The 25,436-nt window shown below is 63.4% G+C and carries 23 protein-coding genes and 1 other RNA gene; 12 read left to right on the top strand and 12 right to left on the bottom strand.

The window, feature by feature from the left end; translation table 11 throughout:
- Positions 1-76: 76 nt before the first annotated feature.
- Entirely contained in the window at positions 77-1,006 is a 930-nt protein-coding gene (locus FFY45_RS09825) for an oxygenase MpaB family protein (RefSeq protein WP_176340295.1), read from the bottom strand.
- Positions 1,007-1,321: 315 nt separating this feature from the next.
- Between FFY45_RS09825 and FFY45_RS09820 the strand changes: the two genes are divergently transcribed.
- Positions 1,322-2,014: a hypothetical protein gene (locus tag FFY45_RS09820; protein WP_176340294.1), complete on the top strand. Its 693-nt coding sequence runs from the start codon at positions 1,322-1,324 to the stop codon at positions 2,012-2,014.
- 299 nt (positions 2,015-2,313) lie between these two features.
- Here FFY45_RS09820 and FFY45_RS09815 read toward each other — a convergent pair whose 3' ends face one another.
- The 4 genes from FFY45_RS09815 to FFY45_RS09800 form a co-directional block, all read right to left on the bottom strand.
- Positions 2,314-3,909 (bottom strand): APC family permease, encoded by a 1,596-nt coding sequence (locus FFY45_RS09815; RefSeq protein WP_104552020.1) that lies wholly within the window; start codon positions 3,907-3,909, stop codon positions 2,314-2,316.
- Positions 3,910-4,015: 106 nt separating this feature from the next.
- The gene (locus FFY45_RS09810; RefSeq protein ID WP_115039650.1) at positions 4,016-4,387 is read right to left on the bottom strand and encodes a hypothetical protein; all 372 of its coding nucleotides are present in this window, start codon (positions 4,385-4,387) and stop codon (positions 4,016-4,018) included.
- 102 nt (positions 4,388-4,489) lie between these two features.
- A complete protein-coding gene (locus FFY45_RS09805) occupies positions 4,490-5,266 on the bottom strand; it encodes a LytR/AlgR family response regulator transcription factor (protein WP_176340293.1) in 777 nt (258 codons plus the stop codon).
- Entirely contained in the window at positions 5,263-6,519 is a 1,257-nt protein-coding gene (locus FFY45_RS09800) for a histidine kinase (RefSeq protein WP_176340292.1), read from the bottom strand. The genes FFY45_RS09805 and FFY45_RS09800 overlap by 4 nt, the downstream gene beginning before the upstream one ends.
- A 318-nt stretch (positions 6,520-6,837) precedes the next feature.
- On the opposite strand from FFY45_RS09800, the gene FFY45_RS09795 reads away from it, so the two are divergent.
- A complete protein-coding gene (locus tag FFY45_RS09795; protein ID WP_176340291.1) occupies positions 6,838-8,052 on the top strand; it encodes an FAD-dependent oxidoreductase in 1,215 nt (404 codons plus the stop codon).
- A 22-nt stretch (positions 8,053-8,074) separates the two neighbouring features.
- On the opposite strand, the gene FFY45_RS09790 is transcribed toward FFY45_RS09795, so the two are convergent.
- Positions 8,075-8,281, bottom strand: coding sequence for a hypothetical protein (locus tag FFY45_RS09790; RefSeq protein ID WP_043907125.1), 207 nt, complete (start codon positions 8,279-8,281; stop codon positions 8,075-8,077).
- A gap of 35 nt (positions 8,282-8,316) precedes the next feature.
- Between FFY45_RS09790 and FFY45_RS09785 the strand changes: the two genes are divergently transcribed.
- The 3 genes from FFY45_RS09785 to FFY45_RS09775 all read left to right on the top strand — a co-directional run bounded on the left by FFY45_RS09785 (position 8,317) and on the right by FFY45_RS09775 (position 10,293).
- A non-coding RNA gene (locus FFY45_RS09785) (sX9 sRNA) lies at positions 8,317-8,392 on the top strand.
- 358 nt (positions 8,393-8,750) lie between these two features.
- A complete protein-coding gene (locus FFY45_RS09780; protein ID WP_074058568.1) occupies positions 8,751-9,257 on the top strand; it encodes a YciE/YciF ferroxidase family protein in 507 nt (168 codons plus the stop codon).
- 136 nt (positions 9,258-9,393) lie between these two features.
- Entirely contained in the window at positions 9,394-10,293 is a 900-nt protein-coding gene (locus FFY45_RS09775; RefSeq protein ID WP_168957244.1) for a manganese catalase family protein, read from the top strand.
- 528 nt (positions 10,294-10,821) lie between these two features.
- Here the strand turns inward: FFY45_RS09775 and FFY45_RS09770 are convergent.
- Positions 10,822-11,394: a hypothetical protein gene (locus FFY45_RS09770; protein ID WP_176340290.1), complete on the bottom strand. Its 573-nt coding sequence runs from the start codon at positions 11,392-11,394 to the stop codon at positions 10,822-10,824.
- 344 nt (positions 11,395-11,738) lie between these two features.
- Here FFY45_RS09770 and FFY45_RS09765 point away from each other — a divergent pair, with 344 nt between their 5' ends.
- Positions 11,739-12,122, top strand: a complete 384-nt coding sequence (locus tag FFY45_RS09765) for a response regulator (protein WP_168957247.1) — start codon at positions 11,739-11,741, stop codon at positions 12,120-12,122.
- 32 nt (positions 12,123-12,154) lie between these two features.
- Here FFY45_RS09765 and FFY45_RS09760 read toward each other — a convergent pair whose 3' ends face one another.
- The 4 genes from FFY45_RS09760 to FFY45_RS09745 all read right to left on the bottom strand — a co-directional run bounded on the left by FFY45_RS09760 (position 12,155) and on the right by FFY45_RS09745 (position 15,204).
- On the bottom strand, positions 12,155-12,382 hold the full coding sequence (locus FFY45_RS09760) for a hypothetical protein (RefSeq protein WP_176340289.1): 228 nt from the start codon (positions 12,380-12,382) through the stop codon (positions 12,155-12,157).
- Positions 12,382-13,662 (bottom strand): sigma-54-dependent transcriptional regulator, encoded by a 1,281-nt coding sequence (locus FFY45_RS09755; RefSeq protein ID WP_176340288.1) that lies wholly within the window; start codon positions 13,660-13,662, stop codon positions 12,382-12,384. The genes FFY45_RS09760 and FFY45_RS09755 overlap by 1 nt, the downstream gene beginning before the upstream one ends.
- Positions 13,663-14,226: 564 nt before the next feature.
- A complete protein-coding gene (locus FFY45_RS09750) occupies positions 14,227-14,412 on the bottom strand; it encodes a hypothetical protein (RefSeq protein ID WP_074058564.1) in 186 nt (61 codons plus the stop codon).
- 150 nt (positions 14,413-14,562) lie between these two features.
- Positions 14,563-15,204 carry a DUF6766 family protein gene (locus tag FFY45_RS09745; RefSeq protein WP_176340287.1) on the bottom strand — a complete coding sequence of 214 codons (642 nt, stop codon included), beginning with the start codon at positions 15,202-15,204 and terminating at the stop codon, positions 14,563-14,565.
- Between the two features lie 221 nt (positions 15,205-15,425).
- On the opposite strand from FFY45_RS09745, the gene FFY45_RS09740 reads away from it, so the two are divergent.
- From FFY45_RS09740 to FFY45_RS09715, 6 genes are all read left to right on the top strand, one after another.
- Positions 15,426-16,292 (top strand): glucose 1-dehydrogenase, encoded by an 867-nt coding sequence (locus FFY45_RS09740; RefSeq protein WP_046933190.1) that lies wholly within the window; start codon positions 15,426-15,428, stop codon positions 16,290-16,292.
- Positions 16,293-17,159: 867 nt separating this feature from the next.
- The gene (galE, locus tag FFY45_RS09735) at positions 17,160-18,329 is read left to right on the top strand and encodes a UDP-glucose 4-epimerase GalE (protein ID WP_176340286.1); all 1,170 of its coding nucleotides are present in this window, start codon (positions 17,160-17,162) and stop codon (positions 18,327-18,329) included.
- Between the two features lie 39 nt (positions 18,330-18,368).
- On the top strand, positions 18,369-19,553 hold the full coding sequence (locus tag FFY45_RS09730; RefSeq protein ID WP_176340285.1) for a glycosyltransferase family 1 protein: 1,185 nt from the start codon (positions 18,369-18,371) through the stop codon (positions 19,551-19,553).
- The gene (glf, locus tag FFY45_RS09725) at positions 19,550-20,737 is read left to right on the top strand and encodes a UDP-galactopyranose mutase (RefSeq protein WP_176340317.1); all 1,188 of its coding nucleotides are present in this window, start codon (positions 19,550-19,552) and stop codon (positions 20,735-20,737) included. Before FFY45_RS09730 ends, glf begins: the two co-directional genes overlap by 4 nt.
- Before the next feature lie 92 nt (positions 20,738-20,829).
- Positions 20,830-21,981, top strand: a complete 1,152-nt coding sequence (locus tag FFY45_RS09720) for a glycoside hydrolase family 1 protein (RefSeq protein WP_176340284.1) — start codon at positions 20,830-20,832, stop codon at positions 21,979-21,981.
- A gap of 26 nt (positions 21,982-22,007) precedes the next feature.
- Entirely contained in the window at positions 22,008-23,759 is a 1,752-nt protein-coding gene (locus tag FFY45_RS09715; RefSeq protein ID WP_176340316.1) for an ABC transporter ATP-binding protein, read from the top strand.
- 840 nt (positions 23,760-24,599) lie between these two features.
- Here FFY45_RS09715 and FFY45_RS09710 read toward each other — a convergent pair.
- Positions 24,600-25,244 carry a DUF4142 domain-containing protein gene (locus tag FFY45_RS09710; protein ID WP_176340283.1) on the bottom strand — a complete coding sequence of 215 codons (645 nt, stop codon included), beginning with the start codon at positions 25,242-25,244 and terminating at the stop codon, positions 24,600-24,602.
- Positions 25,245-25,436: the final 192 nt, after the last annotated feature.

Here is a 25,436-nt window from a genome sequence, read left to right as displayed (position 1 = left end):
TAGCGCCCTATCCGCTCTGGCAACACGCCATGCGCCAGGAGCGGCCAGTACGGCGAAGCAAACCACCATCCGCCGCTCACCCTTCCCCCGGCCACTGCAACAACATCGTCGGCGGCAACTGCATCCGCCGACACGCACGCGCAGACAACCCGTCACGGCGTAACGCAGTGCGAAACAACGGCGACAGGCTGCGCAACAGACGCGCCGAGGCACGCGCCTGCGTGCGTTGCATCGTGGTGCGGCCAAGCATGTCGCTGGCCCAGCCCGGCAGCAGGGCAGTACCGGCGCCAAGAAATACCCCGCGCGACAAACCTGCCGCAGGCACCGGCAGCTGGATACTGGTGAGAATGTCGAGCACCTCGCGCGAGCGTGCGTCCATGCGCAGTTGCCCGCGCACACCGGCGAAATACGCATCCACCTGCGCCTCGCTGGCTGGCACGTCGGTGGCGCCCAGCGCCTCGGCCACACGTCGCGCTTCGTCGTAATAGCGGTCGGCGATGGCAACCGGCACGTCGCGGCAATAGCGCCGGCAGCCCTGCAAAAAGCCGTAGGCCTCGGTGACATGCACCCAGGTCAGCAGCTGTGGATCGTTGGCCTCGTACGCCACGCCGTCGGCGGTATGGCCGCAGATATGCGCATGAATCTTGCGCACGCGGGCGATCAACTGCTCGGCTTCCGCACGCGGTGCGTAGGTGGTGCCGGCAACGAAATTGGTGGTTCTGCGCAGCCGCCCGATCAGGTCGGCGCGGAAGTTGGAATGGTCGTAGACCCCGGCCAGCGCGCGCGGGTGCAGCAGTTGCAGCATCAACGCGCACAGCCCGCCGGACAGCATGCCGGGGAACTCCGAATGCACGCGCCATGTGACGCTGTCGGGCCCGAAGATGCCGGGATCGCCCAACGGCTGGTCGTATTCGATACTGCTCTGGCCACGTGGAAACGCGCCCAGCACCCAGCGGCGGATCTGTTCGGCGGCGGGGGCGGTAAGGGTGCGCAGGACGGCAGACATGCGACGATGATACGCAGCCGTTTGCAACGCCATGTCGTGATTGCGCTGCGTTCCCGCTCACGGCGGCACTGCGGCGGGCTGGTCCGTGCAGGGGTTGGCCGGCTGCTGCAGCACGCGTTCTCCACGCGCGCGCAGGTGTGCAGTGCAGCAAGAAACGGGCCGCAGCGTGGCCGCCCTGCGGATCAGAACGCGGCAAACCGCCTGAATACTGCGATTTGTGCGCGAGTGCGCAGGAATGCATGGCGATTGGTTCGCATCGGGCATTGCCATGCACAGCGAAAGTGCTAGAACTAAGGCCGTCTGACAAAACGCCGCATGGTTTTGTGGTGTTGGGTCGGTCGCTCCAGCGCATCTGGCAACCGCCAGTGCAGCAAGTCGTTCGTACCAGCCATCCGTCGGGAGCTTGTCATGATCGCTTTGTTCCAGGGTTTAGGCCTGCTATTGCAGGACAACGCACTCCATCGCCTCTCCTTCGACGAGCAGGTCGCCAAGTGGCGCGAAAAGACCGACCAGCAGCTCGACGAGGAGCTCGCCCTGCTCACTGTAGCGAAGAAACAATGGGTGATCGCCTCGATCATCGGCTGGCAGGCCATCTCGCTGGTACTGCTGGGGGTGATCACGCACCAGTTGTGGCAGAACGACTACCACCTGACCTTCAGCCGCGTGGTGATCATCTTCACTTCGTGGGCGTCGATCCTGTTCGTCATGTGGTACATCGCCGATCTGTTCGATCACAGCGCCGGTTTCGAACGCTGGTTGCGCGCCTTCAATAGCCGCGCGCGGCTGACACCGGACGCCGATTCGGTCGAATGCGTCGCCGATGCGCTGGACATGACCCGCAGCTACCCGGAAGTGCTGCGCTACAAGCAGGAGGTGACCTCCAGGCGCGAGCTGCGCCACGAGGACATCGTCAACATGCGCGAAATGGGCCGGCTGCGCCGCTACACCGAATTGCTGCGCGATCTGGACCGCTTCGACGGTGCGCCGCGCCTGGTGGCCAACGCGTAGAAACCTGCCGAGACTAGCCGCGTGGCGTAAGCAGTTTTTCCAGCCATTGAGTCACCGCACGACAACGGCGTGCGCCATGAAGCAAAACAAAAACGGCCGGTGCAGCTGCACCGGCCGTTTTTGTTTAGATGACGTCTGCTTCAAATGCTGGTCAACATCTGCAGCGACCAACACCACGTAGCCGAGAGTCGCCTACCTGGTGCAAACGTCGCGGAACAACTACAGCACACCAGCAATGCAAGCCTTACCAAGCACCGGCCGCACCTACCGAGGGTGAGCGCAGCCGTTTGATGCCGTTCTTATGCTTCCGCAACCGCCCGTTCCACCGACGGCGTGCGCCAGCCGCTGCGCACACCCCAGATGTAGAACACCACGCCGACCGCCGCGACCACCGCCAGATCGGTGCCGTAGCTCAGATAGCCGTGACCGCCGAAGTCGCTGCTGCCGGCCCAGGACAGCAGCGCGATCATCGGCAGGTAGCAGATCATCCAGGCGGCGCCCTTGAGGTTGCGGCCCAGATCGGGCCAGCCCTGCTTGGCCTGGTAGTAGCAGTACACCGGCAGCGCCACGACCATCAGCAGGATGATCTCGCCGGTCAGCGGCCAACGCGCCCAGTACAGCAGCTCGGTGGCCATCACGAAGGCCACACCGGCCAGCACCGGCAGCGCGGCGATACGCAGCGGGCGATGCAACTCGGGCGCATGACGGCGCAATGCCATCGCGCTGATCGGGCCTGTGAGGTAGGAAATGATGGTCGCCACCGAGATCACCGCCGCCAGCGTGCCCCAGCCGCGGAAGAAGAACAGGAACACGAATGACACCGCCAGGTTGAAGAACATCGCCATGCGCGGCACGCCCCAGACCGGGTGCAGCTTGCCCAGCACCGAGGGCATGGTGCCGTTCTTTTCCATGCCGTAGACCATGCGCGCGGTGGTGGCGGTGTAGGTGATGCCGGTGCCGCTGGGGCTCACGAAGGCATCGATGTACAGCAGCATCGCCAGCCAATGCAGGTTGACGATGATGGCCAGCTCGGCGAACGGCGAGCGGAAATCGATGCCGTGCCAGCCGGCCTTGGCCAGCAACTCCGGCGGCACCGCGCCGATGTAGGCCACCTGCAGGATCACGTAGACCACCGTGGCCAGCGCGATCGAACCCAGCACCGCGAACGGGATGCTGCGGCCCGGGTTGCGCGCCTCGCCGGCCAGGTTCACCGGGCTCTGGAAGCCGTTGAAGCTGAAGACGATGCCGGCGGTGGCCACGGCGGTGAGCACCGCCGCCAGGTCGATCACGTGTTCGTCGCCGTGGATGCCGACGCTGAAGTTTTCGCTATGGAAGCCGCTGGCGATCAAGGCCACGCCGGTCGCTGCCGGCACCACCAGCTTGAACACGGTGATCAAGGTGTTGGAGCGCGCGAACAGCTTGACGCTCCAGAAATTCAGGAAGAAATACACCAGCACCAGCACCGCCGAGATCAGCAGGCCGGGCACCGACAACTCCCCTGCTCCGCCGGGCGCCTGCACGTACAAGCCTTGCGCCCACGCCCATGGCCAGGAGGCCATGTATTGCACCGAGGCCTCGGCCTCGACCGGAATCACCGAGACGATCGCGATCCAGTTGGCCCAGCCGGCGATGAAGCCCACCAGCGAGCCGTGCGAGTAATGGCTGTAACGCACCATGCCGCCGGACTCGGGGAACATGGCGCCTAGTTCGGCGTAGGACAGCGCGATGGTGGTGATGATCGCCGCGCCCAGGATCCAGGCCCAGATCGCGCCGGGGCCGGCCAGGCCGGCGGCGCGCCAGGCGCCGAACAACCAGCCGGAGCCGATGATCGAGCCCAGGCCGGTAAGCATGAGGGCGAAGGGGCCAACGTCGCGGCGTAGCGATTGTTCGGACATGAAGAGCCTGGCTGTGAGGACGCCGTGAACCGGCAACAAGCCTGTAATGATCGCAGAAGCGGCCGCTCATCGTCAGTGCGTATTCAGGCTTGTATCCGACAACCGCTTAGCCGTGGCAATCGGCGCTGGGTGCCTTGGCATCCACGCAGGTATGCGCCTCACGCGGGACGCCACGCAGTGCGCGCACCTGCCCTGGGGCCAACGCAAAGCTGTCCAGGGTGGTACGTGCGCAGGCCGGTGTGGCTGATGCATCGCCAGCCGTGCGCGCAGCGCAGTGTTCTTCATAGACCAGGTAATGGCAGTGGCCGCTGCTGCTGGCCAGGCAATGCACGTTGGTTTCAGTGGCGGTGGCCAGCGTCTTGCTGAAGATCACGTCCTGGCCATCGCGAGTGGCGCGGGTGATGGAGGTGGTGCCGTTACGGTCGTGGCAGCCGGCCAGAGCGAGCAGGCAGTAAACCAGTGAGGCGATCAGGCGCATGTCGGCAATCCTTTCAGTCGATGCGATGGGGGGAACTGGAGCGGCCAAAAAACTGCTGCGCTCACCGTCGGGCGGGCGGGCGCCACGTATTGCCAGCCGCTGTTACATGCCGCGGAACAAGGTCATGAACGGCTGGCTGACGGTGAGCGTTTCGCTGCGCCCGCGCAGGGCCAGCCGCCCCTTGCCGGTGTCGTCGCGTACTACCGAGGCGACTGCCTTCATGTTGACGATGGTGGAGCGGTGGATCTGCTTGAACACCTGCGGGTCCAGCACGTCGAGCAACTCGCGCAGCGGTGTGCGCAGGATCGCTTCGCCGGCGGCGGTCATCACCGTGGTGTACTTCTGATCGGCCTGGAAATACGCCACCTCGTCCAGCGCGATCAGGCGTGTCTCGCGGCCGCTGCTGGCAGTGAGCCAGGCCAGCGGCGGTTGCGCGCTGGGCGCAGCCGGGCGTGCGGACAGGCGCTGCAATAGGGCCTCCAGCACGCTGCCATCCGGCTGGCCGGCGGCGGCACGCTGTTGCACGCGCTGCCAGGTGGCCTGCAGGCGCTCGCGGCCGATCGGCTTGAGCAGGTAATCCACCGCGCCGTGTTCGAACGCATCGATGGCGTACTGGTCGTAGGCGGTGACGAACACCACCTGGGTGTGCGGGCTGCTCTCGCGCATCGCACGTGCCACTTCGATACCGGTGAGCCCGGGCATGCGGATATCCAGAAACACCACATCGGGTTGTTGCGCGGCGATGGTTTCCAGCGCGCTGGCGCCGTCTTCGCATTCGCCCACGATCTGCAGTTGCGGGCACACCTGCGCCAGCAGCGCGAGCAAGGACTGCCGCAGCAACGCTTCGTCTTCGGCGATCACCGCACGCAGCGCGCTCATGCCTGCACCTGCGCGGCCGTGGCGGCGTCGGGCAGCGGCGGCGGGCGCGGCCCTGCCGGTTGCGCCGGCAAGGGCAGCGTGATCGTGGCAGCCACACCGCTGGGGAAATTGGAGACGATGGCAAAGCTGGCCTTGCCGGCGTAGATCAACTGTAGCCGCTCGCGAAGGTTCTTCAGGCCGATGCCGGTGCCCTGGCTGTACAGGTTGAAGCCCTGGCCATCGTCGGCCACGGTGAGCGTTGCATGGTCGTCGTGGCGACGCGCCAGGATCCACACGGTACCGCCGCCGGGCTTGGCTTCCAGCCCGTGCTTGATCGCGTTTTCCACCAGCGTCTGCAACATCATCGACGGCAGTTGCAGCGCGCGCAGTTCGTAAGGCACTTCCACCTGCAAGGCCAGCCGCGTGCCCATGCGGATGCGCAGGATCTCCAGGTACGCCTGGGTGCGTTCGAGTTCTTCGCCCAGGGTGGCGATGGCCCCGTCGGCGCTGGGCAGTGAGCTGCGCAGGTACTGGATCAGGTGCCCGATCATGATCTCGGCGCGCGGCGGGTCGGTGCGTGCCAGCACCTGCGCGCTGGCAAGCGTGTTGTAGAGAAAGTGCGGCTCGACCTGGGCATGCAGCAGGTTCAGGCGGGCCACCGCCAGTTCCTTTTCCATCACCGATTGCTCGGCCGCGGCCTGTTCGTCGCGACGTTGCTCGCCGACCCGGCGCACCACCGCGCGATTGATCGCCTCGGCGTTCTCGTAATTGCTGCCTTCGTCCACCGCGAACAGATCCACCCAGGCGCCGGCATCGGGCTCGCACAACACGGTGACGCTGCTGGTGCCCTGCCCCGGTGCGATCGTCACCAGCACCTGATTGCGCGAGGGCTGACGTCCGTCGTGCCGGCCGATCCTCCGCACCTTGGCGCGGATCAGCAGGCTGCCCGGTGCACATTCGATGTCCTGCACGCGCGGCAGCGCACGCACCGCTTCTTCCATCACCGCAAAGCTGGCCTGCACATCCAGCGGCACTTCGATCTGGCGGCGCTGACGGGTGGACAAGGTGTCGTGGTCCAGGCGACCGGCGATCAGGCGCACCCGCCGCACATGGGTGATTGCGCTCATCAAGGCCAGGGTCATCAGCGCCAGGCTCGCCAGCACAAAGATCGGGCCGATCGAGCCGAACAGCTGCGCCCACATGATCCCGGCCACCACCAACGCGGCAGCCCAGGCGAACACGATACGCACGATCAGAAAGACGCTGGCAGACACGGGTGGGAGCTCTTTGGGTTGGGACGCGGCGAGCATAGCCGGCAAGCGCGCAGCCGAAAGCCCGAAGCGACGAATGGCCGCCAGCGGTGCCTCAATTGCCTGGATCGCGGGACGAAACCCGGCCTGCCCGGCAGTGGCAGGCATGCAAGTGCGCGGTATGCTCGGCGTCTGCGGCGTTGCGCCCTGTGTCTTGAAGATGCCGGCTGCCGTGCATGAAAGAGGCCTGGCGTGTGCAGATGCCGCGCCGGGCATGTTGCTCCATGCGCAGGCCGCGTTGCCCTCTATCGCCTTGCCATCCACCACACACTTGGGAGTCGCATGCACCGTCGTCATTTTTTGCAGAGCGCCGGCCTTGCGCTTGCGGCCGCTTCCACCAATAGCTGGGCCGCGACCGGCCCTGCCAGTGCAGCACCTTCTTCGCCGCTGCCGGCTACGGCGCCAGGCGCGCTGCCGACCCAGTTCGCCGCATCGCCGCCGCTGGCGCCGATCCACGCCTCGGTCGATCGCATCATTGCCATCAACGGTTGCACGCGGCCGTTCCGTGCGCAGGGGCCGCGCATCGAAGCCGAGCGCATCGGTCGCAAGACGGTGGTGCACAATTACGGGCATGGCGGCAGCGGGTGGTCGTTGTCGTGGGGTGCGGCCGAACACGCGCTGCGGCTGGTGCGTGCGGCCGATGCCAAGGCGCGCGAGCTGGCGGTGATCGGCTGCGGCGCGATCGGGCTGACCACCGCGCTGGTGGCACAACGCGCCGGCCTGCGCGTGCGCATCTATGCACGCGAGCGCCTGCCGGATGTGCGCTCGTTCTACGCAACAGGGGTGTGGTCGCCGGACTCGCGCGTGTGCACCAGCGAGCACGCCACGGCCGACTTCAAGACACGTTGGGAAGAGATGGCGCGCATCTCGTTTCGCCGCTACCAGACCTTGCTCGGCTTGCCGGGCGAGCCGATCGAATGGCGCGATGGTTACGCGTTATCCGATGTGCCGTTCGACCAACCGATTCCATCGGCCGAAGCGCACGAGCCGGACTATCCGCCGCTGGAGCGCGAATTGATCCATGATCTCGGCCCGCGCTCGCAGCCGGTCGCTCCCGGCAGCCATCCGTTCCCGGTGCCGTTCGTGCGCCGCTATAGCCAGCTGACCTTCAACCTCAGTGCCTATGCGCGATTGTTGATGGACGACTTTCTGCAGGCCGGCGGCGAGCTGTACACGCGCAGCTTCGAGCACCCGCGCCAGTTCGGCGATCTGCGCGAGAAGATCCTGGTCAATGCCACCGGCTACGGTGCGCGTGCGTTGCTTGGCGACGACAGCGTCATCCCGGTGCGTGGGCAGACCGCGCGCCTGATTCCGCAACCGGAAGTCACCTACGGGCTGGTCTGGCGTGGTCACAATCTCAATGTCGTGCCACGCCGCGATGGGCTGCTGGTGCAAGCGCAAGGCGCGAACGATTTCAACAATGCCGATGCCACGCCGGATCACGCAGCCTCTGCAGCGGCAGTGCGTGAATTGGCGCGTCTATTCCCCTCGGCGTGAGCTGTTGCGCGAGCGCCAGAACTCACGCGTCGCTGAGTGAGGCCTGCAATGCGCGGGCCAGTGCGGCATCGCCGCTGACCAGTTCATCCCAACGCAAGACCACACCTTTGCGCTTGCCTTTTTCGACCAGCTTCAAGCCCTGCGGGTCGATGATCAAGGTGTAGGTCGACGCGCCGATGTGCAGTTCTCGGCGTAGCGGTTTAGAGCGGCGAACAAAACTACTGCGCAGCCGTCAGGCGGGCGCGGCCGGTGCTCGGAATCCTCATGTACCACTCGTACACTCCGGTTCCTGCGCGCCGTCCGCACCCGCCTGACGGCTGCTCGCTACGTTTTTTTAGCCGCTCTTATCCAATGGCGTCATGCCAACGTCTCGCGCAGTGGTGGACCACCGTTGTAGCGCATCGCGGTGTCTGCACGGCGCTGTTTTTGCAGCCTCCCTGCACGGGCCACGGCACAGGCCGCCATCGCATCGGGATCACCGCATCCACCGATCCCGCTAACACGTCGGTGACTAGCTTAGCGACCCATGCGAGACAGCTTGAAATCCGGTCACCGCGACCTTGCAGCACTGGTGTGCGTCACGCCCGTGCAATGCGATGCCGACGTGACGGAGCCGCTGGCTCGCAGGCAGTTGAAGGCATGACACGCACACGGTGCACCGCACTGTTGACCCACCTATCCACTCGAAGGAGCCGCCCATGGCGATCAAGACAATTGAAGAGCTTTTCATCCACGAACTATCGGACATCTACAGCGCAGAAAAACAGCTGACCAAATCGCTGCCGCGCCTGGCACGTGCGGCGACCGAGCCCAAGCTGGTTGAGGCATTCAAGGTGCATCTGGAAGAAACCCAGGGCCAGATCGAGCGGATCGACCAGATCGTCGAACTGCTCGGCATCAAGCTCAAGCGCATCAAGTGTGCAGCGATGGAAGGCCTGGTCGAAGAAGGCCGTGAAGTGATCGAAGAGATCGAAGCCGGCCCGGTGCGCGATGCGGCACTGATCGGTGGCGCACAGAAGGTGGAGCATTACGAAATCGCCTCGTACGGCACCATCGCGGCCATCGCCAAGCAGCTCGGTTACTCCGATGCGATCACGTTGTTGCTTGCAACCCTGGAAGAAGAAAAAGCCACCGATGAAAAGCTGACCCTGCTTGCCGAGCAAGGTGGCAACCAAAAAGCATCCAAGACCAGTAAAGCGGCCTGATGCATCGCGCAGTGCGGCACTGCCGCGCTGCGTCTGCCCGCGTCTGCGGGCATCACCCCCGAAAGCCAGAGCCCCGCGTTTTCTGTCCGCTTACCGAGTGGCAGTCATCCCGGGTGCCAGCCATGGAGCACGACCCATGTTTATGCATAACAAGCGGTTGATGTACACCGTCCGCGTTGCCGAGCCGAATCCGGATCTGGCCACGTTGATGCTCGAGCAATTTGGCGGACCGCAGGGCGAACTCGCCGCTGCGATGCAGTACTTCACCCAAGCATTGGGCGAAGACGATCCGGGCCGCAAGGATTTGCTGTTCGATATCGCCACTGAAGAACTGAGCCACCTGGAGATCATCGGCTCGATCATCGCCATGCTCAACAAGGGACCGAAGGCGGTGTTGTCCGAAGGCATGGAAGAGGCCATGGAGATGCGCAGCATGACCCAGAACAGCACCAGCCACACCCAGCAGATCTTGTACGGTGGTGGCCCGGCGCTGGTCAATTCCAGCGGTGTGCCGTGGACATCGGCGTATGTGGACTCGATCGGTTGCCCGACCTCCGACCTGCGTTCCAACATCGCCGCCGAAGCACGCGCCAAGCTGGTGTACGAACGTCTGATCACCGTCACCGACGATCCGGGCATCGTGGATGCGCTGCGCTTTTTGATGACACGCGAGGTGGCGCATCAGAAGTCGTTCGAGAAAGCGCTGTACTCGATCGAGCCGAACTTCCCGCCGGGCAAGCTGCCGGGCGATCCGCGCTTCACCGACACCTACTACAACATGTCGCAGGGCGAAGGCGACATGGTGGGTCCGTGGAATGCCGGCGAGCAATGGGACGTGGTTGCAGACCGCGAACTGCAGACTGCAGTCGATGGCGGTGACGGCTCGGCCACGGTTGCGTTGGACGCGACCCAGACCGACGCACTGGACGCGATGTCGTTGCGTCTGCTCTCCAATCCGGAGCTCGACCGCGTGACCGGTGCCGACCTGGGCGCAGGCCCGGGTGCCGGCTCCACCACCGGCGACATCCAGCGCTGAACCTGCCGAGTGCCAGCGCACCCAGCATTGGCCCGGGTCGTTCGCGATCCGGGCTTTTTATTGCGACGACAGATCATTGCAACGACGGCATAAGCTGCACCACGCCAGACAGTTCGTAGGCTGCTTGAAAACATGCACACCGACCATCTCGATTGGTCCTTGCCCGCCCACCGTTGCGGGACCTTACGCGGCATGGATGCCGCGTAAGAGCCTACATGGACGTACTTGCGGCGTGTCCCGCGACGGTGGGCGGGCAAGGGCCCTGCAGCAAACCAGCAGATCAACCGCTCTGCCCCCAACGCACCCACACCATTCAATCAACGCTCAAAGCCACCAAGACCGGAGCTTCAACATGAGTCGGATGTTCCAAGCCAAACTGGTTGAAGGCTTGATGCCCTAGCCGCGTGCGATGCATGCGAAATGCATGACGCATGACCATGCCGCCTTCCGTAGCTGAAACAACATCGCACGACCAGAACGACGAGGGGCCCCAGGGGCCCCTTTATGTTTGCTGCCCGACATTCCCACTCATACGCGCGCGATCTGCGCCGAGTGCTCTTCGCCGGTCCAGTCCGGCCGTACGCCGGCTGCAGTCGTATAGCGATTCAACTGCCAAGGCGTGAGATGCAGCATGGCCACTTTGCCGCCGACCTGCAGCCATTGTTTGACATCGCCATCGATGCAGAGCGGACGATGCGTGGGCATGCTGGCCGACGAGGCCACCAGCAAGGAGAACCCCATTTGCAGGCGGCCGCCGATATCCATCACGTTGCGCAGGCCCGCTGCGTACACCTCGCCATTGTCCTGACTCAACCAGGTGGCGGCAGTGCTGCCATCTGCAGAGGCCGTGCAGACGAATCCGCATAGCGGAATCGCACAGCGCTGTGTTTCCCAGATCGCCAGATCCACGCCGCCCAGCCAGCTCGGCTCCTGCATGTGGATCGAGCGCTGCTGTCCGGGAGCGCGTCGACCAAAGGTGGCACGTTCTTCGCGTTTGCCGCCCCGATCGGCGATCAGAATGTCCGCATCGGCGCCCACGCCGACCTCGACCCATGCGTTGCTCGCCACGCGGGCGGACAACTGAAGAATGCGCGTAATCATGACTACTCCACTGTGTACGTCTCAAGGACTCGGGGTCGATACGCACAATGCGCGCCAAGTTTATGACTGACGTGGACACCGGTGCTGCAAGGATCTCGTTGAATTCAACAGCACACTCTTTTTAGCGACGATCGAACAGGTCGCAAGATGTGCACTGCTGCGCAATTTTTTCCGTGACAGGTGCGTTTGCATGCAGGTTTGCATGTAGCCATCCACGCACGCGTGCTTACTTGTCCTGAAGTTGAAGAGATCGCTCTTTGAAGCGCTTGCTTACGCGCGTTATTAACGCGGGGTGCGCGCACGATGCGTGCGGCGTCAGACCGCACTTTAGTTCCGGAGTTTTTATGTCCAACACAGCGCTGCACGGCCGCCGCATCCTTGTGGTCGAGGACGATTATCTGCTCGCCCAATCACTCAACGACTTGCTGATCGAAGCCGGTGTCCGCGTGGTCGGACCGGTGGGCAATGTATCCGACGCGCTTTCGCTGGTTACCTCGGGCGAAGAGATCGATGGTGCGTTGCTCGACGTCAATGTGCGAGGTCAGCCGGTGTTTCCGGTGGCCGATGCATTGCTGGAGCGCGGGGTACCGTTCTCGTTCTGTTCCGGCTATGACCGCTACACGCTGCCAGCGCGCTTTGCGCATCTGTCGTACTGCATGAAGCCGTACAACCCGCGCGCGATCACCACGTTGCTGAGCGACCAGGCTCAACCGGCCGAGCATTATTGATCATCATCTGATCGGATCTCACCGACAACCCGTCACCGATCGGAAGTGTCGGCCTGGGTATCCTTCATCTGCTGCCGGGCGCGCTCTTCTTCGCCGAGCTGATTGAGCAGCTCCACCGCTGACTGGTGCGCGCTGCGCAAGGTCTCCAGTGGCTTGGAGGCCTCGTTGCGCAACGCATACAGCGCAAATCCCATCACGTTGAGGCGGTTGCGCAATTGGTGCAGCAGCTCACGCCGCTGTCCATCGGATGCATCGGCCACTACGCGTCCTTGTCGCTGAGCCGGTTGTGCAAGGTGCGCACACTGATGCCCAACTCGCGTGCGGCGGCCTTCTTGTTGAAGCGGGTGCGTGCCAATGCTGCCTCGATCATCGCGTCCTCGGCCTGGCGCATGGTCCAGCCTGCGGGAATCAACAATCCGTTCTCGTCGGCCTGCGGCACGGTCTGCTCCACATCCGGCGCACTCAACAGGTCGCCATCGGAGCGTAGATACAGATAGCGGATGAACGAGCGCAGCTCACGCACGTTGCCCGGCCAGGTGTGGTATGCCAGATAGCGCAGCAATGACTTGGTCGGCAATTTGCGCGTGCCGTATTTGACGTTGAGTTCGTCGATCACACGCAAGCCCAACAACCGCGCATCGCCACGCCGTTCGCGCAGCGGCGGCACCTGGATCGGATATTCGTTGAGCCGGTAGAACAGATCCTCGCGCAGCACCGCATGCTCGCGCTGCACATGCTGGTGGGTGGCAGCCACGACGCGCGCATCGAGCGGAATCTCTTCGTTGCCGCCCACGCGCATGAAGCTGCGCGATTCGATCGCCCGCAGCAGATAGACCTGCAGACGCTTGGGCATTTCGCCGATTTCATCCAGAAACAGCGTGCCGTCGGCAGCCTGCTCCAGAAATCCGGCATGGCGACGATCGGCGCCGGTGAAGCTGCCGCGCTCGTGACCGAACAGCTGGCTTGCCAGCAGTTCTTCCGGGATTGCGCCGCAGTTGACCGGCACAAAGCGGCCGCGACGACCGGAGACACGATGGATGGCACGCGCGACCAGGTCCTTGCCGGTACCGGTCTCGCCGGTCACCAGCACGTTCAAGTCGGTTGGCGCCACGCGCACGATGTCCTTGCGCAACAGCACGATGCTGTCGCTGTTGCCGACGATGCCCAGGTTGCCCTGCTGCGCTTCACGCAGACCGCCGAGCACACGCTCCAGGCGTTCCGGCGCGAATGGCTTGGTCAGGAACTCGCTGACCCCGAACTGCTGTGCGCGGCCCTGCGTTTCATGGGCGTAATCGCCCGACACCACCACGATCTGTGGCGAGTGATCCGGGTCGAGCCGTTCGATGAGATCGAAACCGCTGCCGTCGGGCAGGCCAACGTCCACGACCAGTAGATCGGGGAAGTTGCTGTCCAGCCAACGGCTGGCTTCGCCAAGGGTGTGCATACCCTTGGCCCGGAAGCCGCTATCGGTGGCTAACTCCACCACCTGATCGCAGAACTCCACGTCGTCGTCGATGATGGCGCAGGAAAGACGGTCCATGGGCGCTTCTGTCCGCAAAGTGCTGATACATGTTCAGTTGAGAATTGTGACGACGGCGCGAAAAAGCGCCGCTCACCACATCGAGTGGCACACCGGTGTCATCACCATCAGGGATGAGCGTAGCTCTTTCCCCAATGTCGAGCCCGCCGTGCCGATTTTGACCGAAGTACGCATGGCAAATCCTGGTTACGCCAGTGCCAAGCGTCACGGTTGGGCTCGGTCGCCGCAGCGCGAGTGCCAAAACGCCACGAAGTGCAAGGTTTTGCGACGGCTGCCACGCCAGTCCGAGGCGGATGCCATCATCGATGAGCCACTGGATCAGCTCGTTTGCGCTGTTACATCGCAATCTAGGCGTCAGCTGGTGCTGACCTGGGCCAGCGCCATGCGAGGCGTTGGGCGAACCGTTCCAGCGGGGCCGGTCGGGTTCGATGTGCTATCCACAGCCTACGCACTCATCGTGGAGAGCGTGTGTACAGATCGCTCAACCCCGCGTCCTGTGCGGCTGTTGAAACTAAAAGCGCCCGCAACTGCGGGCGCCTTCATCGGTATCGCATCGCGGAGGACTCAGCGTTTTTCCGACCCATCCGGGCGTTCGTAGTCCTGCTCCGGGTCCGCCTTGTTGACGTCGCGGTCTTCGTCAGGCATGTCGTGCACTTTTCGTTCGGCATTCTCGTTGCGCTGCTCTTGCGGCGTGAACGGCTTGCTCTGATCATCGTCCGGACCCCACGGCTTCTTCGGTTCGCTAGCCATCGCGGTTCTCCTGCCTGGTTATCGTGCCACCACGCTAGGCAGGCGGGCATTGCAAGCTGGTGAACAAACCTGCGTCACCGTGTGAAGTGATTGCGCAGATGGCCCCGCCGAGTACGCCAAGTACGCCAAGTACGCATGATCCGAACATGCTCAGCCACCGGTCTGCGAATGCGGTGCCGCCACCGGTTTGGACTGCGGCGAATCCTTCTGCCGTAGCCAGATGGTCAACACCACCAGCGCGAACACCGCCAGGAATTCGCTCTGCCAGTTCTGCATCGATTCGAACCAGAACCCGGCGTCGGTGAAATGGTCGAGGATGCTGATCGGCTGCAACCCCTTTTGTATGCGCTCCAGCAACGCGAGCCGCCAGCTGCCGAGCAGATGCAGGACAAAACTCATCAGGAACAGCGCGCCAAATGCCAGGGCCAACGAGTGCTCATACACGCGCAGCCACAGACCACCGGCACGCACAGGCCACGGCGTCTGGCCCGGCTTGATCTCGGCGTTTTCTTCAGCAGGATCGAGCGGACGCGACTCGGCCGAACCCACCTGGCGCAGCTTGACGGTCAGCAGCACATACATGCCCATCTGCAGGAACTCGCTTTCCCAATTCTCGAACAGGGCCGAGACGAAATGCGGGCTGTGCAGATACGCGGCCAGCAGCAGCGTTGGCTGGCCCTGCTCCGTCAACTCCGCGTTGTAGGCATGCAGGCCGGCATAGATCTGAAAGCCGATGAAGAGCAGCGTCAGCGCAAGCAGACACAACGACAACCCATTGCGACGAAAGACCATGCGTAACTCCTGACGATGCGCGCAGTATCGAGCGTGATCGGCAAAAGCGCATGAAGCCTGCGCGCACTGCCCACCGTGAGATCGGCTGGCGTGCATGCTGACAACGTGAACGCGCCGCGCATAGCACACATGCCGGCGACATCGTCTAGCCCGGACGTTTACGTCTGCATGACCACACTGACACTCACTTCGTAGTGATCCACACCGTCAGGAGACCCCACATGCCCGTCCCCAATTACCCACGCCCGCCGTTCAAGCCGCAGCAGCAGGGCTTCCCCGGCCGGACCGAGAAGATGGATCCACGCCCGGACCATGGCGAAGATAGCTACGTCGGTCACGGGCAACTGACAGGCAAGCGCGCGCTGATCACCGGTGGCGACAGTGGCATTGGTGCTGCCGTGGCGATTGCCTACGCACGCGAAGGCGCCGACGTGGCCATCGCGTATCTGCCCGATGAGCAGGAGGACGCGGCCAGAATCGGTGCGCTGATCGAGAAGGCCGGCGTCAAGGCGCTACTGGTCGGTTGCGATATCAGCGACCCGCACCAGGCCGCAGCATTGATTGAACAGGTCAACAGCGCCTTCGGCGGACTGGACATTCTGGTCAACAACGCCGGCTACCAGAAATATTTCCAGAATTTCGAAGACATTACGCTGGACGAATGGCGCAAGACCTTCGACACCAATGTGCATGCGGTGTTTCATCTGGTACAGCTGTCGGTACCGTTGATGAAGGACGGTGGCTCCATCATCAATACTGCCTCGGTGCAGTCCAAGAAACCGACGCCGAATATTCTTCCCTATGCCGCCACCAAGGGCGCGTTGGCCAACCTCACCATTGGTCTGGCCGGCGTGCTGGCCGACAAGCACATTCGCGTCAATGCGGTGCTGCCCGGCCCGATCTGGACACCGTTCATTCCGGCAGGCATGGACGAAGACTCGGTGGAAAACTTCGGCAGCCAAACCCCGATGGGGCGGCCCGGCCAGCCGGTCGAGCTGGCCTCGGCCTACGTGATGCTCGCGGCCGACACTGCCAGCTACACGTCAGGCACGTTGCTGACCATTGCCGGTGGCGCCGTCACTCTGTAGCCCGCTCTAAGTTGTCACCAAACCCGCGTTGCTCTCGCAGCAACGCGGGGTTTTTTGTGTGCAGCAGCGTGCTGCATGTGCATTTCAGATTCGATCAAAGGCTTGGTTGGCCGAGCGCGCGGTGCCCTTGCCGCTCACGGGACACGCCGTGAATCCGTCCGTGGAGGCTCAGTGGCGGCATCCATGCCGCCACATGGTCCCGCAAGCGGCAAGGACACCGCACCAGGGAATTTGCAGGTTGCTTTGTTGAAAGCTGTCTGTTGACAGCCTTGCGTTGCGAAGCTGATCGAATGCGCCTCCGTTATCCGAACAACGCACATAATGCACTGCTTGCAACTATGCACACCGACCATCTTCGATGGTTCTTGCCCGCCCACTATCGCGGGACCTTACGCGGCATGGATGCCGCGTAAGAGCCTACATGGACGTACTTGCGGCGTGTCCTGCGATGGTGGGCGGGCAAGGACCCTGCAGCCAAACCGCAGATCAGCCGCTCTTCGCTGAAGACCCAACTCCCAAGCTCAGCAATAAATCGCCGGGAAATAATTTTTCCGCCCGCTCTTGGTACGCAATGTGCGCGACTAAAAAACACACAGCGCCGGTGAGTAAATAGTCAACGCCTCACTCGCGTGGCACACACCTACCCCTGCGCCTGTTCTCACGTTCTGCCACCTACCGTAGATCGTGTTGGACCGTGATGCATGTAGCCCTCTGCTCGCCCAGACCTGGCTGCCGCCCAATGCGTAGCTGCACATCAGCACGCTGCCGGCGCGATGACATCACCCAACACGCAGGCAAACGTGCGCGGTGGTGATCCGCGTCCTGGGTAAGCCGGCGCCTCAGCGCCCTCCACAAGGCAGGCAATCAATGAGAATTTTGGTCACCGGCGGCACCGGTTATATCGGCTCACATACCTGTGTGGAACTGGCGCGACGTGGGCACGACGTGTGCATTGTCGATAACTTGAGCAATTCATCCGAGCGCGTGCTCGACCATCTGCAGTACCTGATGGGAGCTCGACCGGAGTTTCACCGCATGGATGTGCGCGCACCAGAGCTCGCTGAGTTGCTGAGCAGCAAGCGTATCGATGCCGTGCTGCATTTTGCCGCACTCAAGGCCGTTGGCGAATCGGTGCGCGAGCCGCTGCTGTATTTCAACAACAACGTGACCGGCACGCTCGCGCTGTTACGTGCGATGCGCACCGCCGAGGTGTCCAACCTGGTGTTCAGCTCCTCGGCCACCGTGTATGGCGATGAAAACATCAGCCCGATCAAGGAAACCGCGCCGTTGAAGGCGATCAATCCCTACGGCCGCACCAAGCTGATGATGGAAGAAATGATCGGCGATCTCAGCACCGCCTGGCCCGAATTCAATGCTGCGCTACTGCGTTACTTCAACCCGGTGGGTGCCCATCCCAGCGGGTATCTGGGCGAAGATCCGCGCGGCGTGCCGAACAATCTGATGCCCTATATCGCGCAGGTGGCCGTCGGCCGCCGCGCTGCATTGCAGGTGTTCGGCGATGACTACCCCACTGCCGACGGCACCGGCGTGCGCGACTATCTGCACGTGATGGATCTGGCGCGCGCGCATGTGGATGCCATCGACTACCTGCAGCGCGAGCGCAAAGGACTGGTGGTGAACCTGGGCAGCGGACGCGGCCACAGTGTGCGCGAGGTGGCTGCCGCATTCGAGCGTGCCAGTGGCTGCCGCATCCCGTTGAGCATCGCACCGCGCCGCGATGGCGATGTGGCGGTGTATTACGCAAACGCCACGCTGGCCAATCGGCTATTGGGCTGGAAGGCCGAATACGACCTGGACCGCATGTGTCGCGATACCTGGCGTTGGCAGCAACTGCATCCGGACGGCTATGCGACCTCGCGCCTGACCAGACCGCGCACCCCGACCACCGTGCCCGAGCGCGAGCTTGCGCGCGAGCTGGTCACACCGGCACGTCGCTTGTTGCCAACGGCAGAGGGACGCCGCCGCAACGAGGTGGCTCGCACCCTGCTGCCTGCAGACCGTCTCTCGCGCGCGTGATGCGCGCTGATTCCTTTCCTTTTTGATTGAGGGCATTCCATGAGCTGGGCTGGTCAGTTTCACTACGACATCGGCAACACCCGCCGCGCCGTCGCATCCGACAGCATCCCGCAATTCGACCCATCGCGGCCCACGCTGTTGTGCTTGTCTCACCTGCGCTGGAGCTTTGTGTACCAGCGCCCACAACATCTGATGTCGCGCTTTGCGCGTGATTTCAATCTGCTGTTCTGGGAGGAGCCCATCGCCTGCGACGAACCCGAGCCGTGGCTGCAGGTGCGTGGCGAAGCAGGCGGCCTGCATGTGCTGGTGCCCCGGCTGCCGGCCGGTTGCGAAGGCGAGGCGGCCGTGCAGATCCAACGCCAGTTGCTGGATGGCTATCTGGCCGAGCTCGGTGTGGACGATCTGGTGCTGTGGTACTACACGCCGATGAGCCAGAGCTTCAGCGCGCATCTGCATCCGCGCGTGATCGTGTACGACTGCATGGACGAGCTGTCGGCATTTCGCGGTGCGCCGCCCGAACTGGTACAACGCGAACGCGAACTGCTGCAGCGCGCCGATGTGGTGTTCACCGGTGGCTACAGCATCTGGGAAGCAAAGCGCGCGCTGCATGCCAACGCACATGCCTTCCCCAGCAGTGTGGACGTGGCGCATTTCGCTGCGGCACGTGCGCCCCAGCAGGAGCCTGCCGATCAAGCCGGCATCGCGCATCCGCGTCTGGGTTTCTATGGCGTGATCGACGAACGCTTCGACGTGGAGCTGTTGCGCAGCATCGCCGCGCAACGCCCGCACTGGCAGTGGGTGATGATCGGCCCGGTGGTCAAGATCGACCCGGCCGAGTTGCCACAAGCCGACAATATCCATTACCTGGGTGGTAAGAGCTACGACCAATTGCCCGGCTATCTGTCCGGCTGGGAGGTGGCGTTGATGCCGTTTGCGATGAATGCCTCCACCCGCTTCATCAGCCCGACCAAGACGCCCGAATATCTGGCCGGCGGCTGCCCGGTGGTCTCCACGCCAATCCACGATGTGGTGCGCACCTATGGCGACACCGGCGTGGTGCGCATTGCCGACACGCCCGATGCATTCGTTGCCGCGTGCGAAGCCGCGCTGCGCGACGGCGCCGACCGCGAGCAGCTGCTGGAAACCGCCGACCAAGTGCTGGGCGATATGTCCTGGGACCACACCTATGACTTGATGAAGGAGAAACTCACGTGGAAGCAATGACGCCTTCGGGCACCGTTCCGCTGGCGAGCACCCGCACCCTCGGCGGAACCCGGCGCGGATTCGATTACCTGATCATCGGTGCGGGCTTTGCCGGCAGCGTGCTGGCCGAGCGCCTGGCCGCAGGCCTGGGCAAGCGCGTGCTGGTGGTGGATCGTCGCCCGCATATCGGCGGTAACGCCTATGACTTCCACGATGACGCCGGTGTGCTGATCCATCGCTATGGGCCGCACATCTTCCACACCAATGCGCAGCGCATCGTGGATTACCTGTCCAACTTCACCCAATGGCGGCCGTACACGCATCGTGTGCTGGCGCAGGTAGGCGAGCAGCAGGTGCCGATCCCGATCAACATGACCACCTTGAACCGGCTCTACGGTTTGCAGCTCGCAACCGAACAAGACGCCGCTGCATTTCTGGCCAGCCGCGCCGAACCGGTGGCCGATATCCAGACCAGCGAAGACGTGGTGATCAACCAGGTGGGCCGTGAATTGTACGAGACCTTCTTCCGCGGCTACACGCGCAAGCAATGGGGTCTGGATCCGTCGCAGCTGGACAAGTCGGTGACCTCGCGCGTACCCACCCGCACCAATGACGACGACCGTTACTTCACCGACACCTTCCAGCAGATGCCGCTGCACGGCTACACCCGCATGTTCGAACGCATGCTCGATCACCCCAACATCAAGGTGATGCTCAATACCGACTACCGCGAGATCCGCGACGAGCTGGACTACGACCAACTGGTCTACAGCGGGCCGGTGGATGAATACTTCGACTATTGCTACGGCAAGCTGCCGTATCGCTCGCTCAAGTTCGAACACAGCACCGTGGATCAGGAACACTTTCAGGCGGTGGCCACGGTCAACTACCCGGCCGAAGATGTGGCCTACACGCGCATCACCGAGTACAAGCATCTGACCGGCCAGCAACATCCCAAGACCAGCCTCACCCACGAGTACCCATCGGCCGACGGCGACCCGTATTATCCGATTCCACGTGCAGAGAATGCCGCGCTGTACCGGCGTTACGAGCGCCTGGCGGCCGAGACGCCCAATGTCACCTTTCTCGGGCGACTGGGCACCTACAAGTACTACAACATGGATCAAGTGGTCGGCCAGGCATTGGCCTTGTTCAAGCGCATCGAAGAGGCAGAACACCAGCGTCACGCCGAACTGGCTGTCTGATCGGCAACACCCCGCCCCACCGCGCTCGCGCTGCGGGGCAGTCATCGATGGTCGGTTGCCAGCGTGCAACCGATCGTGCAGCAGGATGTCAGATGCATACCCCCACAGTGTTCGACAGTTTTTTCATGGCGGGGTTCGAGTGTTCGACCCATCGCCGCCGCGACGGCCGCCGGCTGGATCTGATCGCCGGCACCAAACACGACCGCTGGGCCGCCAACGATTACCGCGCCGTCTCGGCGCACGGCTTGCGTACTGTGCGCGACGGCTTGCGCTGGCACCTGATCGAGCAACGCCCCGGCCATTACGATTGGTCCAGTTTCCTGCCGATGCTGCACGCGGCCAATGCCGCCGGCACCCAGGTGATCTGGGATCTGTGCCATTACGGCTGGCCGGACGATGTGGATATCTGGTCGCCGCACTTTGTCGATCGTTTTGCACGCTTTGCCGCTGCGGCCGCGCAATGCGTCAAGAACGAAACCGACGCGGTGCCGTTCTATGCGCCGGTCAACGAGATCTCGTTCTGGGCCTGGAACGGCGGCGACCACTCAGGCATGTATCCAAAGGCACGCGGGCGCGGCTTCGAGCTCAAGCATCAGCTGGTACGCGCCACCACTGCCGCGATCGATGCGGTACGCCAGGTGGAACCGCGCGCGCGCTTCGTGCAGGTGGACCCGGCCATCCATGTGATCCCCTCCAACGACCGCCCCGGCCCGCGCCGCGAAGCCGAGCGCCTGCGGCTGGCCCAGTTCGAAGCCTGGGACATGATCTGCGGCAAGCAATGGCCCGGATTGGGCGGTACACCGCAGCACCTGGACATCATCGGCCTCAACTACTACGCAGACAATCAGTGGTATCTGGGCGGCACACCGATCCTGCGCAGCTCAACGGATTACCGCCCGTTTTCGGCCATCATCGACGAGTTCTGGCAGCGTTATCGGCGCCCGATGTTCGTCTCCGAAACCGGCGCCGAAGCCGACAAACGCGGCCCCTGGCTGGACCATGTCGGCAGCGAAGTGGCACTGGCGATGCAGCAAGGCGTGCCGATGGAAGGCATCTGCCTCTACCCGGTGCTGGACTATCCGGGCTGGGACAACTACCGCCATTGCCCCACCGGCCTGTTCGGTTATGCCGATGAGCAGGGCGAGCGTCCACTGCATGCCGGGCTGGCCAGACAACTGCGTCGCGAACACGAACGCTTTGGCCTGCAAGTGCCGCAGCTTGCACTGGCCGACATCGATACGTGACAACGCCCACTGCCCAGCAGGAATTATTGCCGGACACGCCGGCACGCTTTCTGTGGCATTACGTTCGCCAGCGGCCCTGGCATTTCAGTGGGTTGTTGTTGTTGATCATCGGCGCCGCCGGCTGCGCGGTGTCGGTGCAGTACGGCATGAAGGTGCTGGTCGATGCGATGGCCACCGATCAACGCAGCCAGGCCAACGTGTGGTTGCCGCTGGGCGTGTTCATCGGCCTGATTGCGGTGGAAAACCTGCTGTGGCGCCTGGGCGGCTGGTTGGGCTGCAGCACCGTTGTTGCCAGCGTGGTGGATATCCGGGTGGATCTGTTCCGCCATCTCACCGGGCACCCCATGCGCTATTTCAGCGAGCATTTCGCCGGTGCGCTGGGCAATCGCATCACCGCGCTCGGCAGTGCGGCCGGGCAGATCTACGGCGGGCTGGCGTGGAAGATCGTGCCGCCGATCGTGGATTTCATCGGTGCCATCGTGTTGTTGCTGACCGTGGATTGGCGCATGGCGGCCACGCTGGTCGGCTTCATCGGGATTGTGGCAGCCATCATCACCAGCTTCGGCATCCGCGGCCGCGCCAAGCATCAGCGCTTTGCCGCGCAGGCCGCACGCGTGGGCGGTGAGTTGGTGGATGCGGTGTCGAATGTATGGACGATCAAGGCATTTGCCGCGCGCGATCGCGAAAGCGCCCGGCTGGCCGAACAGATCGGCTATGAAGCGGTCGCGCACCGGCGCAGCTGGATGTATGTGGAAAAGGCCCGCGTCATCCATGACATCTGCCTGTCGTTGATGGCCGGCGGCATGTTGATCTGGGCAATCGGCATGTGGCGTGCCGGCGCGGTGAGCGCAGGCGATGTGGTGCTGGTCAGCGCGCTGACGTTTCGCATCCTGCATGGCTCGCGCGATCTGGCGCTGACGCTGGTGGATACCACCCAGCAGCTGGGAGCGATCGCCGATACCTTGCAGATCATCCTGCAGCCGCATGCGTTGGTGGATGCGGATGCGCCATTGGCGCTGGCCGAAGGCGATGTGCGTTTCGAACATGTGCGCTTTGCCTATCCCGATCGCCCTGCGGTGCTGCACGACTTGAATCTGCATATTCCCTCAGGCCAGAAGGTAGGCATCGTCGGGCCATCCGGCGCCGGCAAATCGACCTTGATTGCGCTGATCCAGCGCCTGGACGATGTGGAATCCGGGCGCGTGCTGATCGACGGCCAGGACATCCGCAGTGTCAGCCAGGACAGCCTGCGCGAAAAGATCGCAGTGGTGCCGCAGGAAACCGCGCTGTTCAACCGCAGCATTGCCGACAACATCCGCTACGGCCGGCCGGACGCCAGCGATGCAGATGTGCAGGAGGCCGCGCGGCATGCCTTCTGCGATGGATTCATCCGGCAACTGCCGCAAGGCTACGACACCCAGGTTGGCGAGCGCGGGGTGATGTTGTCCGGTGGTCAGCGGCAGCGGCTGGGCATCGCGCGTGCGTTTCTCAAGGACGCGCCGATCCTGATCCTGGACGAAGCCACCTCGGCACTGGACACCGAATCGGAGGCGGAAATTCAGGCCGCGCTGGATCATCTGATGCGCGACCGCACCGTGCTGGCGGTAGCCCATCGTCTGTCCACGGTGATCGGCTTCGATCGCATCGTGGTGCTGCAGGAAGGCCGCGTGGTCGAAGACGGCAATCCTGCACAGCTGCGCGGGCATGGCGGCGTCTTCGATGGGTTGTGGCAGCGCCAGGCGGCCGGATTCGAGCAGGCGCCGTCTGACCAGACGTGAGCGTGATGCGGCTTGTGCGCGGCGCCGCATCCGGTGTCGGGACACGCCGTGAATCCGTCCGTGGAGGCTCAGTGGCGGCATCCATGCCGCCACATGGTCCCGCCCCCGGATACGACACCGCGCTTCCACCTTTCGCGACTGCGGATCGGCAGGCAATACCGTCGCTCTTTCTGCAGCACCGACAACATCCGAAGGTGCTTGCACGCGTACCGGCGTGGGACCTTGCGCGGCATGGATGCCGCGTAAGAGCCTACATGGACGTACTTGCGGCGTGTCCCACGCCGGTACGCGTGCAAGCGCCCGCAGCAAACCGAAGCATCCGCACAAAACTGCCAGATGTCGTACGCGGCGATAGTCAATTCGCGAGGTTGCATCCACCCTTTACGGCTGCTGACATGCAAGCAACACCTTCGCTTTTTCTGCAGCCACAGACAAAACCTGAAGGATGCTTGCACGCGTGCCGGCGTGGGACCTTACGCGGCATGGATGCCGCGTAAGAGCCTACATGGACGTACTTGCGGCGTGTCCCACGCCGGTACGCGTGCAAGCGCCCGCAGCAGACCGAAGCATCCTCGCAAAACCGGCAGACGTCGTGCACGGCGATAGTCGATGCGTAGTGCCACATCCAGTGTCGGAACATGCCATGCATCCATCCAAGACTGCTACGTACCGGCATGCATGACGCCGCAGAACGATGAGGACACCGCACTTTCCAACCTGCGCGTCTGCGAACGGGAAACAAAAAGACAACTGCGCCCACCTGACGATGAGCGCAGTCGTTTTGTTGGCCGCTAGCAGTCGTTTTGTTGGCCGCTACAAGAGCGACCACCAATCAATCGATCAGTGCGGCTGGGTCGACTTGGTGCGCAGCGCCTTGGCATGTTCGAGGTGCTGGGCAATGGTTTCGCGGGCACGCTGCAGTTCCTTGCCCAAGTCGCTCGACCCCGGCTCGCTGCTCAATTGCGTATCCAGCAGTGCCAGCGCCTGCTCATGGCTGGTCACGCTGGCCTGCAGATACTGCGTTTCGAATTCCTTGCCGTTCAACCCGTCAAGACGCTTGCGGGTGCCGTCCGCGCGTGCGTATGCGGCCTGCGCCAGGGTGCCATTGCGGTCCGGCGCAAAACGGCTGAGGTCGGTGAGCGCGGCGCTGTGGGCTTCATCCATCTTGCGTGCAAACTGCAGCGCTTCGCCGCCGATGCCCTTCACCACAGCCAGTTGCGCCAGCGTGCGCTCCTGCTCGTTGAAGATGACCAATGCGCCCAATGCCTGCTTGCGATCGGTGGAGATGTTGGCGTTGCTGCGCAGCGGGTCGCCATGCGGTGGTGTCGCACTCTTGGAAGCAGGTCCGGTCAACGTGGTCTGTTGAATGTCGCGGTCGCTGCTGGTGTCACTGGTCGCATCGGTCGATTGGCCCTGACGACGCTGCCACGCCTTGTATGCCACATAGCCCACGGCGCCGGCGGTTACCATCTTGAAAAGTCCCATTACTGCCTCCTGAGTGATCGTTGCTTGGCGATCATTGATTGTCGGGTTCGCATCGCGGTGTGTGGAATGAGTGCAAGCGATTTGACGAGTGACCTCAGGGTGCGAGTGCGAGGGTTATCCAGACGTGACTTGCGCATCAACGCGGCGTCGCCAATCGGACGCGTCCACACCATGCGCACGCTGTGTGCTGAT

The sequence above is a fragment of the Xanthomonas hortorum genome (assembly GCF_011305375.1).
In the GTDB taxonomy this organism is placed as follows: Bacteria; Pseudomonadota; Gammaproteobacteria; order Xanthomonadales; family Xanthomonadaceae; genus Xanthomonas; species Xanthomonas hortorum_E.
Note: the sequence above shows the minus strand (reverse complement) of the source record. Positions and strands in the feature narration are given on the sequence as shown.

Bases quoted from the DNA above. Each gene is read 5' to 3' on its own strand.
- FFY45_RS09795 (WP_176340291.1), top strand. From the start codon at position 6,838: ATGCACCGTCGTCATTTTTTGCAGAGCGCCGGCCTTGCGCTTGCGGCC.
- FFY45_RS09765 (WP_168957247.1), top strand. From the start codon at position 11,739: ATGTCCAACACAGCGCTGCACGGCCGCCGCATCCTTGTGGTCGAGGAC.
- FFY45_RS09770 (WP_176340290.1), bottom strand. From the start codon at position 11,394: ATGATTACGCGCATTCTTCAGTTGTCCGCCCGCGTGGCGAGCAACGCA.
- FFY45_RS09710 (WP_176340283.1), bottom strand. From the start codon at position 25,244: ATGGGACTTTTCAAGATGGTAACCGCCGGCGCCGTGGGCTATGTGGCA.
- FFY45_RS09755 (WP_176340288.1), bottom strand. From the start codon at position 13,662: ATGGACCGTCTTTCCTGCGCCATCATCGACGACGACGTGGAGTTCTGC.
- FFY45_RS09745 (WP_176340287.1), bottom strand. From the start codon at position 15,204: ATGGTCTTTCGTCGCAATGGGTTGTCGTTGTGTCTGCTTGCGCTGACG.
- FFY45_RS09750 (WP_074058564.1), bottom strand. From the start codon at position 14,412: ATGGCTAGCGAACCGAAGAAGCCGTGGGGTCCGGACGATGATCAGAGC.
- FFY45_RS09780 (WP_074058568.1), top strand. From the start codon at position 8,751: ATGGCGATCAAGACAATTGAAGAGCTTTTCATCCACGAACTATCGGAC.
- FFY45_RS09815 (WP_104552020.1), bottom strand. From the start codon at position 3,909: ATGTCCGAACAATCGCTACGCCGCGACGTTGGCCCCTTCGCCCTCATG.
- FFY45_RS09810 (WP_115039650.1), bottom strand. From the start codon at position 4,387: ATGCGCCTGATCGCCTCACTGGTTTACTGCCTGCTCGCTCTGGCCGGC.
- FFY45_RS09740 (WP_046933190.1), top strand. From the start codon at position 15,426: ATGCCCGTCCCCAATTACCCACGCCCGCCGTTCAAGCCGCAGCAGCAG.
- FFY45_RS09820 (WP_176340294.1), top strand. From the start codon at position 1,322: ATGGTTTTGTGGTGTTGGGTCGGTCGCTCCAGCGCATCTGGCAACCGC.
- FFY45_RS09805 (WP_176340293.1), bottom strand. From the start codon at position 5,266: ATGAGCGCGCTGCGTGCGGTGATCGCCGAAGACGAAGCGTTGCTGCGG.
- FFY45_RS09775 (WP_168957244.1), top strand. From the start codon at position 9,394: ATGTTTATGCATAACAAGCGGTTGATGTACACCGTCCGCGTTGCCGAG.
- FFY45_RS09720 (WP_176340284.1), top strand. From the start codon at position 20,830: ATGCATACCCCCACAGTGTTCGACAGTTTTTTCATGGCGGGGTTCGAG.
- galE (WP_176340286.1), top strand. From the start codon at position 17,160: ATGAGAATTTTGGTCACCGGCGGCACCGGTTATATCGGCTCACATACC.
- glf (WP_176340317.1), top strand. From the start codon at position 19,550: ATGACGCCTTCGGGCACCGTTCCGCTGGCGAGCACCCGCACCCTCGGC.
- FFY45_RS09730 (WP_176340285.1), top strand. From the start codon at position 18,369: ATGAGCTGGGCTGGTCAGTTTCACTACGACATCGGCAACACCCGCCGC.
- FFY45_RS09825 (WP_176340295.1), bottom strand. From the start codon at position 1,006: ATGTCTGCCGTCCTGCGCACCCTTACCGCCCCCGCCGCCGAACAGATC.